Origin of the sequence: Rhizobium sullae, assembly GCF_900169785.1 — a bacterium.
Taxonomy (GTDB): domain Bacteria; phylum Pseudomonadota; class Alphaproteobacteria; order Rhizobiales; family Rhizobiaceae; genus Rhizobium; species Rhizobium sullae.
Map to the genome: position 1 here is coordinate 181,859 of NZ_FWER01000002.1, position 16,491 is coordinate 198,349.

The 16,491-nt window shown below is 59.4% G+C and carries 15 protein-coding genes and 1 pseudogene; 11 read left to right on the forward strand and 5 right to left on the reverse strand.

From position 1 onward, the window contains the following. The first annotated feature begins 32 nt into the window (after positions 1-32). The 5 genes from pgeF (at position 33) to BN1800_RS02775 (ending at position 4,525) form a co-directional block, all read left to right on the forward strand. Complete coding sequence (pgeF, locus tag BN1800_RS02755) at positions 33-827, forward strand: peptidoglycan editing factor PgeF (protein ID WP_086994209.1); 795 nt, start codon at positions 33-35, stop codon at positions 825-827. A 4-nt stretch (positions 828-831) separates the two neighbouring features. Then, complete coding sequence (locus BN1800_RS02760) at positions 832-1,983, forward strand: M24 family metallopeptidase (RefSeq protein WP_086994212.1); 1,152 nt, start codon at positions 832-834, stop codon at positions 1,981-1,983. 98 nt (positions 1,984-2,081) lie between these two features. After that, complete coding sequence (locus tag BN1800_RS02765; RefSeq protein ID WP_027508418.1) at positions 2,082-2,903, forward strand: hypothetical protein; 822 nt, start codon at positions 2,082-2,084, stop codon at positions 2,901-2,903. A 105-nt stretch (positions 2,904-3,008) separates the two neighbouring features. Then, the gene (locus BN1800_RS02770; RefSeq protein WP_027508417.1) at positions 3,009-3,941 is read left to right on the forward strand and encodes a ribose-phosphate pyrophosphokinase; all 933 of its coding nucleotides are present in this window, start codon (positions 3,009-3,011) and stop codon (positions 3,939-3,941) included. 86 nt (positions 3,942-4,027) lie between these two features. Then, positions 4,028-4,525, forward strand: coding sequence for a Kazal-type serine protease inhibitor family protein (locus tag BN1800_RS02775; protein WP_063829582.1), 498 nt, complete (start codon positions 4,028-4,030; stop codon positions 4,523-4,525). 62 nt (positions 4,526-4,587) lie between these two features. Here the strand turns inward: BN1800_RS02775 and BN1800_RS02780 are convergent, their stop codons facing one another. The 3 genes from BN1800_RS02780 to BN1800_RS02790 form a co-directional block, all read right to left on the reverse strand. Then, a complete protein-coding gene (locus tag BN1800_RS02780; RefSeq protein WP_342210295.1) occupies positions 4,588-5,073 on the reverse strand; it encodes a 2'-5' RNA ligase family protein in 486 nt (161 codons plus the stop codon). A 102-nt stretch (positions 5,074-5,175) separates the two neighbouring features. Continuing rightward, positions 5,176-6,642, reverse strand: a complete 1,467-nt coding sequence (locus BN1800_RS02785) for a hypothetical protein (protein WP_086994219.1) — start codon at positions 6,640-6,642, stop codon at positions 5,176-5,178. 95 nt (positions 6,643-6,737) lie between these two features. Further along, complete coding sequence (locus BN1800_RS02790) at positions 6,738-8,837, reverse strand: putative bifunctional diguanylate cyclase/phosphodiesterase (RefSeq protein WP_086994222.1); 2,100 nt, start codon at positions 8,835-8,837, stop codon at positions 6,738-6,740. Positions 8,838-9,146: 309 nt separating this feature from the next. Between BN1800_RS02790 and BN1800_RS02795 the strand changes: the two genes are divergently transcribed. The 5 genes and pseudogenes from BN1800_RS02795 (at position 9,147) to BN1800_RS02815 (ending at position 14,169) form a co-directional block, all read left to right on the forward strand. After that, positions 9,147-9,761 (forward strand): 50S ribosomal protein L25/general stress protein Ctc, encoded by a 615-nt coding sequence (locus tag BN1800_RS02795; RefSeq protein WP_027508370.1) that lies wholly within the window; start codon positions 9,147-9,149, stop codon positions 9,759-9,761. 184 nt (positions 9,762-9,945) lie between these two features. Then, positions 9,946-12,303, forward strand: coding sequence for an EAL domain-containing protein (locus BN1800_RS02800; protein ID WP_086994225.1), 2,358 nt, complete (start codon positions 9,946-9,948; stop codon positions 12,301-12,303). Positions 12,304-12,328: 25 nt separating this feature from the next. Beyond that, complete coding sequence (locus BN1800_RS02805; RefSeq protein ID WP_027508368.1) at positions 12,329-13,048, forward strand: substrate-binding periplasmic protein; 720 nt, start codon at positions 12,329-12,331, stop codon at positions 13,046-13,048. Positions 13,049-13,130: 82 nt separating this feature from the next. Further along, a complete protein-coding gene (gene pth / locus BN1800_RS02810; protein ID WP_086994227.1) occupies positions 13,131-13,850 on the forward strand; it encodes an aminoacyl-tRNA hydrolase in 720 nt (239 codons plus the stop codon). 24 nt (positions 13,851-13,874) lie between these two features. Further along, positions 13,875-14,169 (forward strand): annotated as a pseudogene (locus BN1800_RS02815) (N-acetyltransferase). 133 nt (positions 14,170-14,302) lie between these two features. On the opposite strand, the gene BN1800_RS02820 reads toward BN1800_RS02815, so the two are convergent. Together BN1800_RS02820 and clpS are read right to left on the reverse strand one after the other, a co-directional pair. Next, the gene (locus tag BN1800_RS02820; RefSeq protein WP_244564423.1) at positions 14,303-14,557 is read right to left on the reverse strand and encodes a hypothetical protein; all 255 of its coding nucleotides are present in this window, start codon (positions 14,555-14,557) and stop codon (positions 14,303-14,305) included. 131 nt (positions 14,558-14,688) lie between these two features. Continuing rightward, complete coding sequence (gene clpS / locus BN1800_RS02825; protein ID WP_027508365.1) at positions 14,689-15,000, reverse strand: ATP-dependent Clp protease adapter ClpS; 312 nt, start codon at positions 14,998-15,000, stop codon at positions 14,689-14,691. A 368-nt stretch (positions 15,001-15,368) separates the two neighbouring features. Between clpS and ychF the strand changes: the two genes are divergently transcribed. After that, a complete protein-coding gene (ychF, locus tag BN1800_RS02835) occupies positions 15,369-16,472 on the forward strand; it encodes a redox-regulated ATPase YchF (protein ID WP_027508364.1) in 1,104 nt (367 codons plus the stop codon). Positions 16,473-16,491 lie beyond the last annotated feature (19 nt).

Sequence of the window (16,491 nt, forward strand, 5' to 3'; positions counted from 1 at the left end):
ATGGCACCGTTCGAAACACCCCGGAATCACTGATGCAAGACGCGGCCTCTCCCGCACCGATTGAAAGCGCGCTGTTGAACGAAGCGGCCGGCGAAGCGATCCGCCACGGCTATTTCACGCGCGCAGGCGGCGTTTCGGACGGGGTCTATCGCGGCCTGAATGTCGGAATTGGCTCGAATGACGACCGCACAAAGGTGATGGAGAACCGCCGCCGCGTTGCCGCCTGGTTCGGACAGCCCTTGGAAAGGCTCGCGACAGTCCATCAGGTTCATTCGCCGGATGCGGTCACCGTCGACGGCAGCTATGACGGCACGCGCCCCGAAGCCGATGCACTGGTTACGGCAACGCCCGGCATCGTGCTCGGCGTTCTTGCCGCCGATTGCGGCCCGATCCTCTTCGTCGACCCGGAAAACCGGGTAATCGGCGCGGCGCATGCCGGATGGAAAGGCGCACTGACCGGCGTCCTGGAAAACACCATTGCAGCAATGGAGAGGCTCGGAGCGAAGCGCCAGGCTATCGTCGCATGCCTCGGCCCTTCGATCAGTCAGGCAAGCTACGAAGTCGGCCCCGAATTCATTGAGCGTTTCGTCACTCAAGATTCGTCCTACAAGCGCTATTTCATTCCGTCGGGAAAGCCCGCCCATGCGATGTTCGATCTTCCGGCGTTGACCGTCGACCGGCTGCGGAAGGCCGGCGTGCGCGCCGAAAGCCTTGGTATTTGCACCTATCCGGACAACGAGCGTTTTTTCTCGTACCGGCGCACTACACATAATAAAGAGCCGGATTACGGCCGCCAGATTTCAGCAATCAGCATCAGGGAGATTTGACCGAATGGCACTGCATTTCGAAAGAGCCGAATTCGCAAGCCGGCTCACCCGCCTCACCGACCAGATGCGCGCGGAAAAGCTCGACGCCGTCCTGCTCTTCGCGCAGGAAAGCATGTACTGGCTGACGGGCTACGACACCTTCGGCTACTGTTTCTTCCAGGCGCTGATCGTCAAAGCCGACGGCACGATGTCGCTGATCACCCGCTCGGCGGACCTTCGCCAGGCCAAGCACACGTCGATCCTCGACGACATCCACGTCTGGGTCGATCGCGTCAATGCCGACCCGACGCTCGACCTCAGGAACCTGCTGGTCGACATGGATCTGCTCGGCGCGCGCATCGGCGTCGAATACGACACCCATGGCATGACCGGGCGCATCGCCCACTTGCTCGATGCCCAGCTTTCCACCTTCGGCCAGATCACCGACGCCTCATACCTCGTCAGCAGGCTGCGCCTCGTGAAAAGCCCGGCGGAGGTGGCCTATGTCGAGCGTGCCGCAGCCCTGGCCGACGACGCACTGGATGAAGCGATAAAGTTGACGAAGCCCGGCGCAGACGAGGCCGACATCCTTGCCGCCATGCAGGGAGCAGTCTTTTCCGGCGGCGGCGATTATCCAGCCAACGAGTACATCATCGGTTCCGGCGCGGACGCCCTGCTCTGCCGCTACAAGGCCGGCCGCCGCAAGCTCGATGCGAGCGACCAGCTTACGCTCGAATGGGCCGGCACCTATGCCCACTATCACGCCGCCATGATGCGCACGATCGTGATTGGCGAACCGACACACCGCCATCGCGAACTCTATAACGCCTGCCTGGAAAACCTGCAGGCGATCGAAACCGTGCTGAAACCCGGCCACACCTTCGGCGACGTCTTCGACATGCATGCGAAGATCATGGACGAGCGCGGGCTTGCCCGGCATCGGCTGAATGCCTGCGGCTATTCCCTCGGCGCCCGCTTCGCGCCGTCCTGGATGGAACATCAGATGTTTCATGTCGGCAACCCGCAACCGATCGAGCCGAACATGTCGCTCTTCGTGCACATGATTATCGCCGATTCCGATACCGGAACGGCCATGACGCTTGGCCAGACCTACCTGACGACGGAGCATGCGCCGCGCACGCTTTCCCGCCACTCGCTCGACTTCATCGGCGCATGACGGGCAATCACCGGCAAGAATCCGGAATTGACAGCGGACAGCCCCCGCCCCCATAAATCAGCAGGGCTGATGCGAACGAGGGAAGGACGACGACAGCGATGACGCGAGTTCAGACTGCGCCGATGCTCCTTGCCTGCCTGGCCGCGCTTTCCGCTTGCAACACCACCGATGCGCTGACGCCGCAAGTCGATATCGGCGACTCGTCGAAGGGTCGTTCCTCACCTGTCACCCAGCGCGAAGTCGAACGAATGGCAGGCGCCGAGCCACAGCGGGCCTTTGCTGGCGAATCCCGCCAGGCCGGCTATCACCCGGCCTACAACAATCAGACCTCCAGATCCGGCCCCGGCGTACCCCCGACGACGATGCAGGAGCAGGCCGATGCCCTTGCCCGGCGCGGCGCGTCCCCCGCCGCTCCGCAGCCTGCCGAAGGCCAGACGCTTACCGAACCGGTTTCCAATGCGCAGGCGGAAGAAGAAGACATGGGCAATCGGGCCCCTGCCCGCCAGCCGCAACAGGTTGCCGCCATCGATCCTGCCGCCTCGTCCGCAATCCGCGGCAGCACCGTCCGCTTCCTGCCGATTATCGGCGCTCCCGTTCAGGCAGTAACGCCGCTTTCCCGCCAGCTTGGCGCCGAGGCGCGCTCGCACGGTCTCTCGATCAAGAGTTCGAATGACACCAGCAGCGACTATATCCTGAAGGGCTACCTCTCCGCCTTTACCGATGAGGGCGACGTGACCGTCGTTTATGTGTGGGATATCCTCGACGGCAGTGGCGCCCGCCTGCACCGCATCCAGGGACAGGAAAAAGTGCCTTCCGCGGCACAGGATCCCTGGGCCGGCGTTCCCGCCTCCGTCATGCAGCAGATCGCCACGAAAACGATCACCGAATTCAATTCGTGGCGCCAGACGCGCGACGGTTAGAAACAGGCTTTTTACAAATATCAAAGCCTGTGGCGCCTTTGCGCTTGCATTCGGAAGCAAGCTGGCTAAAAAGCGCGGCTATCAGCGGACAACAGGCGGGCCAAAATGAAGGTTTTCGCAGGCAATTCGAACCGGCATCTCGCCGAAGCGATCTGCACCTATCTCAATGTGCCCTTGGGCAAGGCCAGCGTCAGAAGATTTGCCGATCAGGAAATCTTCGTCGAAATCCAGGAAAACGTCCGCGGCGAAGACGTCTTCGTCGTCCAGTCAACCTCCTTCCCGACGAACGATCATCTGATGGAACTGCTCATCATGATCGACGCGATGCGCCGTTCGTCCGCGCGCCGCATCACGGCCGTTCTTCCCTATTTCGGTTATGCCCGCCAGGATCGCCGCGCCTCGGGGCGCACGCCGATCTCCGCCAAGCTGGTCGCCAACCTCATCACCGAGGCTGGCGCCGACCGCGTGCTGACGCTCGACCTGCATGCCGGCCAGATCCAGGGCTTCTTCGATATCCCGACGGATAACCTCTACGCCGTTCCGGTGCTGACGCGCGACATCAAGGCCAATTACGACATCAGCAACGTCATGGTCGTTTCGCCGGACGTCGGCGGCGTCGTCCGCGCCCGTTCGCTCGCCAAACGCCTCGACTGTCTTCTGGCGATCGTGGACAAGCGCCGCGACCGCCCGGGTGAATCCGAAGTCATGAACATTATCGGCGAAGTCGAAGGCAAGGATTGCCTGCTGATCGACGACATAGTCGATTCCGGCGGCACGCTCTGCAACGCCGCCGATGCGCTTCTCGCCCAGGGTGCTGCAAGCGTCACCGCCTACATCACCCACGGCGTTCTTTCCGGTGGCGCGGTCACCCGCATCACGTCGTCGAAGCTGCGCGAACTGGTGATCACCGACTCCATTCAGCCGACCACCGCCGTCCAGTCGGCGCATAATATCCGCGTCATCACGACCGCGACCCTCATCGGCGAAGCGATCAACCGCACCAGTCAGGAAGAATCCGTTTCCAGCCTCTTCGACTGAGAGTTTCGCTCGCCGGTAAAAAATAGGCAGGGTTGTATTTTTGCCTTCATCCGCTAGTCTGCCTTCAGTTTTGTACGGGGAGCGACATGACGGAAATCATTAGGATAGCTAGACATTCAGCAAGCTCGAAGCGCTTAGCGCTCCTCGCGCTGATTCCTCTGCTTTCCGCCTGCACGGTCGATGTCGATCCTGGTTATTCGCGTCCGCCGCCCCGGCCGTGGCCAGCCCAGCAGCAGATGTGCACCATGGAATATGCGCCGGTCTGCGGTGAACGCGGCGGCCGGCTTCAAACCTTCGGAAATGCGTGCCAGGCCCGCAACAGCGGTTTCATGATCGTCGGCCGCGGCGAATGCCGCCGCGAACCGCCGCCCTTCCCGCGCCCCGAACCGGATCGTCCCGGCCGCCCCGACTGGCCGGATCGCCCGGACAGGCCTGACGGTCCAGGCCGCCCAGGCGGCATCTGCACGCGGGAATACAGGCCTGTCTGCGGCCAGCGCGGCCGCCAGACCCAGACCTTCCCGAACCCCTGCGAGGCAGGCAATGCAGGCTTCCGGATCATCAGCGGCGGCGAGTGCCGCTTCTGATCATCGGCGCTCATGCAACTTCGCCGCTTACCAAAGCGATTTGAAAACGTCGGAAGCAGTGACTATGGAGTCAACCTGACCTCGCTCAATACTTCGACCGGCGGAAACCGCACGATATCCACCGCATCGAATGTAACGGAAAATTCGGCCCGTTTTTGCTCTGCCCAATTGATGGCAGGCTCGAACATGGACCTGGGGATCTTCATAGCAATCGTGCAATGAGGCTCCCAGCAACTGCGGCGATAGTACTCACGACAGAGTGTCGGGTCTATTTCGCTATGGATGGCCGCGTGAAGCTGCAGCAGCCGGTCATTCGATACCGGACGCGCCCATAATACTAGGAACTCGTTTTGGAAATAACGAATACCTGAAAAGGTCACTGTTACTGCAGGCTGAGTAACAAAAATTCTGGAGAGCACGCCGATGCTCTCATCAGGCACGAAATCCTCGTAAATCGCCAAAGTTATATGAGGCGGATAATTTAGCGCCTTCATCGACGGAGCAGGTTCGAACGTCGCCGCCTCGTGCCAAAGCTCGACTATCGGCAATGCAGTTTCGTTCGAGCATTTCAGGCTTATCCCGTGAGGCACGGCCGAGTGTCTCCAACATCAGCGCCTTGGTAAGCAATTGCCGCCCGATGTTCGGCAATATTATTCCGGCTTATCCGGCCCCTTGATCTGCTGGCCGTTGACCGTCACCGAACCGTCGGGGGTGACCGTCACGTCCCAGCGCTGACGGCCGTCCGGGTCGGTCTTGGCGAAACCCTTGACCATTAACATTCCGAAAGACGCCTGATTGAGCTCGGGATTGGCCTTGGCGAGTTCCTGGACCGCGGCGATGGTCTTGTCGTAGTCGCGCGCCAGAATGGAGGCCTGTAGCGCATACTCATCCTTGCCGGCATCGAGGCGGCTCTCGACCTTTGCGGACATATCGATATCGTACACGCCTGATTTGGCACTGATCTTCGGAAAGTCCATCACAAACTTCCCGTCGCGGAAAAGCCGCTCCACGGCCTTCTTGCCCGCGTCCTCTCCTTCTTCCCGCGACTTGGTCAAATCGAGCTTCATGAATTCATCGCCGAAAGCCGCAAAATCCATATCCGGAATGCCGAACTGCACATCGACTGCCTGCGGCAGGAAGGCGGAATAGGCGGCAGGAACCATCGGGCTGTCAAATGTCACGTCGGCAGCATTCATTGCAACGCCAAGCCGTGTCGCGTCGCTCGGCCCGTCGATTGTCAGGCGATAACCGAAGCTCTTCGCGCCGCCGCCACCGGCAGCACCTGTGACAGCCAAATTGTGGAGATCGATGGTTTCCTCGAGCGAAGAGATCAGGGGAAAAGCGTCGCGCAGCATAGCCTTCAGCTTTTCCTCGTTCTCCTTGCTGATCTGCTTTTCCTCGGCATGGTCGAGCGCAAAGACGACAATGTCCCTCAACTCCTTCGCCGGCAGGCTATAGACCCTGGCGTCGAAATCGATGGCATCGGCAGTGATGTGGACCGGCGGCATTTCCTTCCCGCTCACCTGCTCGGCAAAGGCCGTCAAAGTGCCGTTCACCGCAAAGTCCATCCTGCCGGCAGCGCTATCGGCGGAGGTGAGCTTGTATTTCACGTCGCCAACGCTGACGTTGACCTGTTCGGTATCGGTCGCTGACGTGGCTTTGATATCCTTGGCACTGAAGTCGCCGGAGCGGAAATAGCTGATCGCCGGATCGAAGATGGAGGTGTAGGCCAGAGAGGCGATGGAATAGGTGAACTCGGTGCGCTTCTGGTCCGGTCCCTTGAAATGTCCGGAAACGTTCAAGCTATTGTCGCCTTCGACATTCCAGAGCCCGTTGTCCTGCGGCGTGGCGAACATCGAAATTGGCTTAAGGCCCCCGATCGTGAAATCCGCCGGATTGACCTTGGAAAGCAGCTTGGCCAGATCGTAGATGATCTCGTAACGCGTGCCAGCCGGATTGACGGCCACGACACCGCTCTTTGCAATGTCCTCGGGCAGCAGGTTGTTGAGATTGTCGCGGATGGCATTTGCGCCATCCTGGGTGATCTCGGCGCCATGAACTGCCGTCATCAATCCGAGAACAACGGCGCTTGCCGTCGTGATCAGCCTGTACCGCATGGATGTGCTCCTCCGCCGCATCGATCGGCGGCCATGTGAGAATGCGCGCGTCCGGATGTCAAGCCAGCCGGCTTGGCGCGCGATGAATGTTTTGCTCAGGCCGCGGCTGCGGCTCCCGGGCGCGCTTCCTCAGCCGTCCCCTCGACGACCGAGGTCTCAGCCTCTGCCTTAGGTGCGGCGTTAACGATCTCCTCGATCCCCGAACGCGGCACCGGCTTGCCGAAAAGGAATCCTTGCACTTGCAGGCAGCCCTCGCGGCGAAGGAAATCGATATGCTGTTCGTTCTCGACGCCTTCGGCCAGCACTGGGATGTCGAGGCTTGCAGCGAGGATCAGCGTCGAGCGAACGATCGCGGCCGACTGCTTGTTGGTTACGATGCCATCCACGAAGGAGCGGTCGATCTTGATCTTGTCGAAGGGAAAGCTCTGCAACGTCGAAAGCGACGAATAACCCGTCCCGTAGTCGTCCATCGCGACCTTCACGCCGAGCGCCTTCAGGCGCCGGATAGCATGCAGCGCGTGCTGGTGGTCGGCAAGGATGCCGGATTCTGTGATCTCGATTTCCAGGCGTGACGCGGCAAGCCCGGTATCGAGGAGGATTTCGTGGATGATCTGCGGCAACCGGTTGTCGCTGAGCTGCTGCGGCGCGACGTTGACGGCGATGCGCAGAGGATTCTTCCAGCCTGCCGCCTCCTGGCACGCCCGGCGGAGAACCCATTCGCCCAGTTCCAGAATGAAGCCCGTCCGCTCCGCTATCGGAATGAACTCTACCGGCGAGATGCTGCCGCGTACCGGATGGTTCCAGCGCAATAGCGCCTCGAAGCCCAGAACCGCGCGTGTGACGGTATCGTTCTGCCGCTGGTAGAAAAGCTCGAACTCATTTCTCCTGAGGCCTTCGCGCATCTCGATCGCAAGCGCATTGCGGTCACGGGCAGCCTGGTCCATCGAAGGATCATAGAAGCAGATGGTGTTGGTTGCGGTCGATTTCGCCCGGTACATCGCGATATCGGCCTGTGAGAGAAGGTCGTCGATCGTCTCGGCCTGCCCCGGATAGGTCGAGATGCCGACACTGGAGCCGACCGAAAGCGAAATGCCATCCCATGCGATCGGCCTCTCGATTTCATCGAGGACACGCTGCGCCAGCGCCCTAGCATCGGACCGGACGAAGTAATCGTCCATGACGGCGACGAATTCGTCCCCGCCGACACGCGCCACGAACTGCGACATCTGCATGATGCCGCGCAGGCGCGCGCCGACGATGCGGAGAACCGCGTCGCCGGCCGCATGGCCGTGAACGTCATTGATTTCCTTGAAGCGATCGAGATCGAAGGAGAGAACGGCAATATGGGCCGTCATGTCCTTCGGCCTGTTGATCAGGCTGGCCAAATGCTCGTTGAATGCGGCGCGATTGGGCAGGTTGGTCAGTGGGTCGTGCAGCGACAGATGCCGATAACGCGCGACGGCGGCCTGTGTCGTTTGCATATCGATGATGTAAGTCGAAGCGCCGAGCACGAGGATGATCACCATTATCGCACCAACCAGACCGGTCATGATACCGACGGATATCAATTCGGCCGGCACCGCTGCGGACGGATCCGGCATGATCGATAGGCCGGCCATGCCGGTGAAATGCGTCAGCACGATCGCAAGAAAAAGCGCCAAGGCCGAGCCGTGTCTACAAAAGCGTGTCAAAGGGCGGGCAACGCGGTTGGTTGCGGCGGCCCCGAAGATACCGGCAAAGACAAGCGAGGCGGCGACATAGGACGTCTGCCACACCAGATCGCCTCCGACTTCAAATCCCGCAATACCTACGTAGTGCACCAGCGCGACGCCGAGCCCGACGATGGCGCCGCCGGCTTCGATCAGCGCACTCTTCTGCGACATGGAAGCGATCGTGAAGCCCAGCATCGTCGCGACCATGCCGATAAACAGCGAGAGAAGCGTCAGGCCGGGATCGTAGCCGCTCATGACCGGCGAGCGGTAGCCGAGCATCGCGATGAAATGCGTCGTCCAGATGGTCGAGCCGCCGACGAAGCCGGAGAGGAATAGCCAGTTGATCCTCTGAAGCCCCTGCGTGCGACGAGCCCTGGTAAACAGCCGCATCGTGAGCAGCGAGCCAAGCAAGCAGATGATCGTCGCAAATATAAGATCGTCAAAGCTGTGCTCGACCGTGATGCAGGAAATAACGCGCAACATTTAGAAAAACCGAACATTGATATCGGCTCCATCATTATTGTCTCGCTGCGTAGGATTCCTTAATTCCGAGGAGTGACGTACTTTGATGGTTAAACAATCCATAGAAAATGCAACCGCCACCCGATGGACGGCAACTCAAGATGTAGACGTTGCGTCAGCTTGCGTTTCCGCTTCACTTATACTATAGCGCACGCGTCCGCGCAGACACCCTTGGAGGCAATGCGGATGAGGTAGGCCTAAACGCCCCTCCAGTCACCGGAAGGCTGATGCCTGGCGGAGACTCTCCAAATAACCTCGAAAGGAATAGCCATGAGCCAGGAAACTTACGAGCTCAAGGCCGAGGCGCGCGAACGGGTTGGTAAGGGGTCCGCCCGTGAACTTCGCCGCAACGGTTTGATTCCCGCTGTCATCTACGGTGATAAGCAGGCCCCCATTTCTATCGCTCTCAACACCAACGAGGTGACGAAGCGCATTCATGCCGGTGGTTTCATGACCACTGTCGCGACGATCGACGTCGGCGGCCAGAAGTACAAGGTTCTGCCGAAGGACTATCAGCGCGATCCGGTTCGCGACTTCATGATGCACGTGGACTTCCTCCGCGTCTCCGGCAACACGCAGGTCACCGTCGAAATCCCGGTTCACTTCATCAACGAAGAGAAGTCGCAGGTGAAGATCGGCGGCGTTTTGAACATCGTTCGCCACACCATCGAAGTTCAGTGCCCGGCTGATGCGATCCCGGAATTCTTCAATATCGACCTCACCGGTAAGAAGATCGGCGATAGCATCCATATCTCCGAAGTCACCCTGCCGAAGGGGGTGACCACGGTTATCGACCGCGACTTCACGGTCGCCACGATCGTTGCTCCGGCCGCTGGCGTCGAAGAAGAAGCTCCGGCTGAAGGCGAAGGCGAAGCGGAAGCATAATCCGCATACACCAATTCGTAATCATAAGGCCCGCTTTCCTCTTGAAGGCGGGCCTTTTCAATTTAGGCGCGAGCTTACTTCAGCAACATTTAACACATTCGTGAAAGCATTCTCCGAGCATTTGTATACTTGCATCTTTGCCACTACGGCCCCGAAGTTCAGGCCTGGGGAGAAAACGGAAACTATGAATAATTCCGTTGAGAACAGATTTTTTGCGATTGTTTGCGGAGCGCTGTTCATATTTGTTGCTCCGCTTTTTGTATTGTTTCTTTTCCTTTCCTCCGAGCGCGCCGACAAGGAAATACGCGACCACATCTCCATTCTTCTGGTCGCAAATTCCCAGGCGCTCGCAAAGCCGCTCTGGGATCTGGACGAGGACAGCGTGACCCAGATCAGCGCCACGATGGTTTCGCAGGGCGCCATTGTGAAGGTCGAGGTCCGTGATCAGTCCAGCCAGCTCAATGTTACGCAGTCGACCATCCCGAAGTCCTTCAACGGCGAGCTCGTTCAGGTTTCCCGCGCCATCATCTACAACACAGTCAACGGCCCGAAGAATCTTGGCAGCATCGCGGTCTATTATCCAAAGCTCGGCCTATTTTCCGGCCTGAAGCATGAAGAAGTCGTCTTCATATCCATCTTCATCTTCGCTGTGCTCACCGTCTTCGGCACGGCGCTGATCGGTAACCGCCTCTTCGTCATCCAGCCCCTCATGCGGCTCATCGCTGCCATCGAGGCTACCCGCCAGCTCGGATCGCGCCATCATGTCGATTGGCAATCGAGCGATGAGATGGGCCGCCTCGCCCGCAGCTTCAACGAGATGCAGACCAAACTGGAGAGCGAGGAGAAGGAGCTGAAGCTCGCCCACCGCCTCGCAACCGACATCTATAACCTGACGCCCGCCATGCTCTTCTCGCTGGACAACGAGGATCGCATCACCGCGGTCAGCGATTATTGGCTGGTCGCAACGGGTTACGGCAGGGCCGACGTCACCGGACGCAGATTTTCCGAACTCGTGACGCCCGACACCCGCGACGCCTTCCAAAATCGCAAGGCAGGGATGGAAACCGGCGCGGCGCTCGACGTGACCGTCAAGTTCCTCTGCGCCGGCGGCCATGTGATGGATGTGCTTATCCTGGAATCCAAGACAGCCACCGGGCCAAACCAGCTCTCGCTCTCCGTTATGACCGATGTAACGGAACTGAAGGCCTCCGAGGACCGCAATCACCGCCAGGCGATCACCGATCATCTCACCGGCCTTTTGAACCGCCAAGGCTTCGAGGCCGCGCTCGACGTCAAGATTGCCGAAGCCGATGCCGCGGGACAGGAAGTTGCCTGCCTCTTCGTCGACCTCGACCGCTTCAAGTGGATCAACGACAATCTCGGCCATGCCGAGGGCGACCGTGCGCTGCGCGAGCTCGTGGAGCGGCTTAACACGCATCTTGCCCCCTCCGACCAGGCAGCGCGCCTTGGCGGCGATGAGTTCGCCATCCTGCTTCCGGCCAAGGATGGCGAGAAGCGCGCCAAGGCGATGTGCGAACAGATCGCCTCCCTCTTCGAGGAGCCTTTCGGACCGGACCTGCATCTGAGCGCCAGCGTCGGCATCGCCATCTATCCGCGCCATGCATCGAATGCCGCCGAACTGCTGCAGAAATCGGATATGGCGATGTATGCAAAGAAGCGCGACGGCAAGAACGGATCGCAGCTCTTCGACAACGGCATGCTGGATAGTGCCCGCGCCCGAGCCGAGATCGAAAGCCACATCGAGAACGGCCTCACCGAGGATTGGTTCGATGCCTATCTGCAGCCAATCGTGGGCCTCGATGACCGCCGCATTACCGGCTTCGAAGCGCTCTTGCGTCTCAATCACCCGCAGAAAGGGCTTATGTCCCCGGCTGGCATCATCCACGTCGCCGAGGAGACCGCCAAGATTGTCCGCGTCGGAAACGTCATCATGGAAAAGGCAATCGGGCATCTAGCGCAGATTTCGCGGATTCCGGGGATGCACGATGCCTACCTTGCGATCAATTTCTCGCCGCTGCAGTTCGAAACCGCACTGCCCTCCCGACTCGCCGGACTCCTCGGGCGACACGGCATCCGTCCGGATCGAATCGTCGTCGAGATCACGGAAGCCGTACTGATGCACGACAACCCGCAGATCCGCATGGTAGTGACCGAACTACGCCGCTTCGGCTGCCGCATCGCGCTAGATGATTTCGGCACGGGGTATTCGTCGCTGAGTTATCTCAACCGTTTCCCCGTCGATATCATCAAGGTCGACCAGTCCTTCACGCGGTCGATCAACGACGCGAACGATGACGTCCGCCACAAGAGCCGGATGCTTATCGAAGGCATCACCACGTTGTCGCACAAGATGGGCTGCGCCGTCATCGCAGAAGGCATTGAAACAGAGGAAGAATGCCGCACCCTCCACCAGATGGGGCTTGACTACGGCCAGGGCTACCTCTTCCATCGCCCGCAGAATGCCGAAAAATTGATCGAAGAACTCACACACGCGCCGAATGCGGTGGCGCGCGCCTCGTGATCTGCACGTCGAAGGAGGGAATGCGATGAAAAAGCTCCTGCTCCTTGCTCTTCTGGCGCTGCATTGCGCAGCGCCGGCACGGTCGCAGACGGTAAATTTCACAACCGAGGAGTACCCGCCCTTCAACTATCGTGATGGAAAGGCGATCAAAGGCGCGACCGTCGAACAAGTCGAAAAGATCATGGCTGATATCGGCATCGACTATGCGATGGAGGTGCTGCCCTGGGCCCGGGCCTATAGCCTTGCGCAATCGCAACCCATGACCTGCGTCTTTGCCACGGCGCACAATGCGCTGCGCGATCCGCTCTTCAAATGGATCGAACCGCTGCTCGTCGACCGCAACATCCTGATCACGCGGAAGGGATCGGGCGTCGTTGCAAAAGATCTTGAGGAGGCCAAGAAATATATCATCGGCACGCAGCGCGAGGATTATACCGAGATGGTACTAAGAGAGAAGGGCTTCACCAAGCTTGACGTCGCGACGGATTTCAATGCCACGCTTCGCAAGCTTCTCGGCAGCCGTATCGACATGATGCCCATTTCGGAAATCTATTTCGAGAAGCTGAAGACGGATCAACCCGTGGAGATGGTGACCATGCTCTCCTCGCAGCCGATGGGCATAGCCTGCCACAAGGATTTTCCATCCGATCTGCAAGCCAGGATGCAGGCCGCACTCGACAAGCTGATCGCCGACGGTACCCAGAAAGAGATTTTCCTGAAGTACGGACTGAACCTCGGCAACTGACGCCGCGCCTTGCCTTTGCGCTTGACTTCCCGCCCGTTTCGCGGTGGTGAAACGGGCGAAGTATTGAAGGAGCGGACTGCCAATGCTGATCATCGCGGGTCTCGGCAATCCCGGAAGCAAATATGCCCGAAACCGTCACAATATCGGCTTCATGGCAGCCGACGCCATTCACCGGCGTCACAACTTCTCGCCCTGGTCCAAGAAGTTCAAGGCGGAAATTTCGGAAGGCGAGCTTGGTGGCGAAAAGGTGCTGTTGATCAAGCCGCAGACCTACATGAACCTTTCGGGCGAGGCCGTCGGCGAAGCGATGCGCTTCTACAAGCTGCAGCCCGCTGATCTCGTTGCCATTTATGACGAACTGGACCTCCCTCCCGGCAAAGCCCGACTGAAGACCGGCGGCGGCAATGGCGGCCATAACGGCATCCGGTCGCTCGACGCGCATTGCGGCAAGGAGTACCGGCGCTTGCGCCTCGGCATCGGTCACCCTGGCGTCAAGGAGCTGGTGCAGCACCACGTCCTCAGCGATTTCGCCAAGGCCGACCAGACCTGGCTGGAGGTACTTCTGGAAACGCTTGCCGACAATGCCGATATGCTTGTGCGCAAAGAGGATTCGCAGCTGATGAACAAGCTCGCCCTTGCCGTCGGCGGCAAGGCGCAGGAGGAGGAGAAGCCGAAGCCGCAGAAAAAGCCGGCAGCGCAATCGCACATCCATCAGGCACGCAATCAGGCTCAGCCGAAGCTGCCCGCGACCGGCCCCATGGCCGAGATGCTGAAGAAGATATTCGGCAACAAAGGCGAGTAGGCAAAACAAAGGCGAGTAGGCAAGATGCCGAAGCGAGATGTCTTGATCAGGTCCGCAGGCCCCGACGACCTACTGGCGCTTCTTGATCCCTACCGCCACCTTAATCCCGATGATCCCGTGATCGATCCGGCACGGGCAAACGAGCGCTTTGCGGCCATCCCCACTCAACCGGGGGCACGCCTGCGCAACGGCCTGGGAGGAGAATCGCTATAAAGTGATGCTCCTCGCCGGTTCAAAGAACCCTGAGACCCTGCGTTTCTATGAAAACTGTGGTTTCATGCGGGATAAGACCGGCTGTCAGATCAGGCGCCCTGGCTGATCAAAGGGATTTATGCATTCGGTGGGCCGCGTGGGCGATTTTTCGCCAGAAGCAGCCACCCCGAATACCCTGGATTGAACGACAAGCTTCAGGCTGCACTGAGGTCAATCGTCATCATCGTAATGGCGCCTGCCTAGCGCCGGTTGCCCTCATGGCCACTCCGCCAGTCGTCGCGATAGACCCGACGCAAAACGTAGCGCTCGCAATAGGAGTCTTCAGCCGTCTTCAGCCGTCTTCGGCCGTCTTCGCAATAGGTATCGACAACCCGCTCGCGCACGACACCGTTATTGGAAGAGCTGTTCGAGCTCGTATTCGACGATTGGCTCCCGGCCTCCGCCAGGCTGGTCGTCATCGCCATGGCAGCAAATAGGACGAGTTGGGTGCGCATCTGCTTCTCCTTCCATCACTATAGGTTCAGCCACGAAGCCTGAACTGGCAATGAACCGCGAGGTCTTTGTCATCGATCGCAAATCCAGCGCGATTTGACGGATGGCGGTTTCAGAAGACTGGAAACGGTAGCTACTCTTCCGGCTCGGCCGTAAACATCAGCGGGAAGCTCGCCTCCTTGGCATAATCCATCGCCTCCTTGACCTTCGTCTCGGCGATATCCTTGGCGCAGACGACGACCACGCTGGAGCCCATTTTATGCGCCGTCATCATCACACGGTAACCCGTCTCCTCGCTCATCCGGAAGACGGCCTTGAGGATCATGACCACAAATTCGCGCGGCGTATAATCGTCGTTGAAAAGAAGAACCTTGTAGAGCTTCGGCTTATCCAGCTTCAGCTTGACCTTCGTTTTCGGCTTTATGGCAACGTCGTTGTCACTCATCGGAAAATCCACCCGTTGATGACATGAGAGGGAGTTTTCTAAATTAGACAATTATTGTCGGCTAGGAAATTTCGACGCTCACCTGTCGATTGCAAGCACGGACTACAGCTTTTCGATCAGGTAAGAGCTCAAGTTCAAGCTCGTCGCCGGGTTTGACACCAAGATGGTCGAGGATCTCCTTCGTGAGGGTCACTGACCTTTCGGTGAAATCCGCAATATCACGTCTCGAAATCTCCGCGTGCAGAAAGAATAGGCCAGCATCGCCCCATCGGCAAGTGAGCAGCGGTAAAAGTGCCCGAAGACTTGACCGCATGGCTCCTTTATCCCATAGGCAAGGCAACGATTTCAGCGAATACGGACATCCAGCCATGGGCTTCAAATGCGGTATCGTCGGTCTGCCGAACGTCGGCAAGTCGACACTCTTCAACGCGCTCACCAAGACGGCAGCGGCGCAGGCAGCGAACTATCCCTTCTGCACGATCGAGCCGAACACCGGTGAAGTTGCCGTTCCCGATCCGCGGATGCAGAAACTTGCCTCGGTCGCCGGCTCGAAAGAAATTATTCCCACCCGCATTTCCTTCGTCGATATCGCCGGTCTCGTGCGCGGCGCGTCCAAGGGTGAAGGACTCGGCAACAAGTTCCTCGCCAATATCCGCGAGGTCGATGCCGTCGTGCATGTGCTGCGCTGCTTTGAGGATGACGATGTCACCCATGTCGAAGGCCGCATCAATCCGGTCAGCGACGCCGAAACCGTCGAAACCGAGCTGATGCTCGCCGACCTTGAAAGTCTGGAGCGCCGTGTCGAGCAAACCCGTAAACGCGCCGCCTCCAAGGACAAGGAATCGCTGGCCCAGCTTCCCGTCATGGAAGCGGTGATCAAGCTCCTCAACGAAGGGAAACCGGCACGCCTCTTGCTGAAGACACTCGGCGCCGACGAGATCGAAATCCTGAAGGGCCTGAACCTTCTGACGTCCCATCCGGTGCTCTACGTTTGTAACGTCGCGGAAGCCGATGCCGCGGCCGGCAACGAACATACCGAGGCTGTTGCCGAGATGGCGAAAGCCCAAGGCGCCGAATGCGTGATCATTTCGGCCGCGATCGAATCCGAAGTGGCTCAACTGCCGGAAGAAGAAAGCAAAGAATTCCTCTCCGCACTTGGTCTCGAAGAGGCCGGCCTCGATCGCCTGATCCGTGCAGGCTATCACTTGCTCGACCTGATCACCTATTTCACCGTCGGCCCCAAAGAGACCCGCGCCTGGACGATCGTGCGCGGCACCAAGGCGCCGGCCGCTGCCGGCGTCATCCACACGGATTTCGAACGCGGCTTCATCCGCGCCTTCACTATCGCCTATGATGACTACATCGCGCTCGGCGGCGAAACCGGCGCGAAGGAAGCCGGCAAAGCCCGGGACGAAGGCAAGGAATATGTCGTTCAGGATGGCGACGTGATCCACTTCCGCTTCAATACCTGATTGGCACCACGGCCGAGGA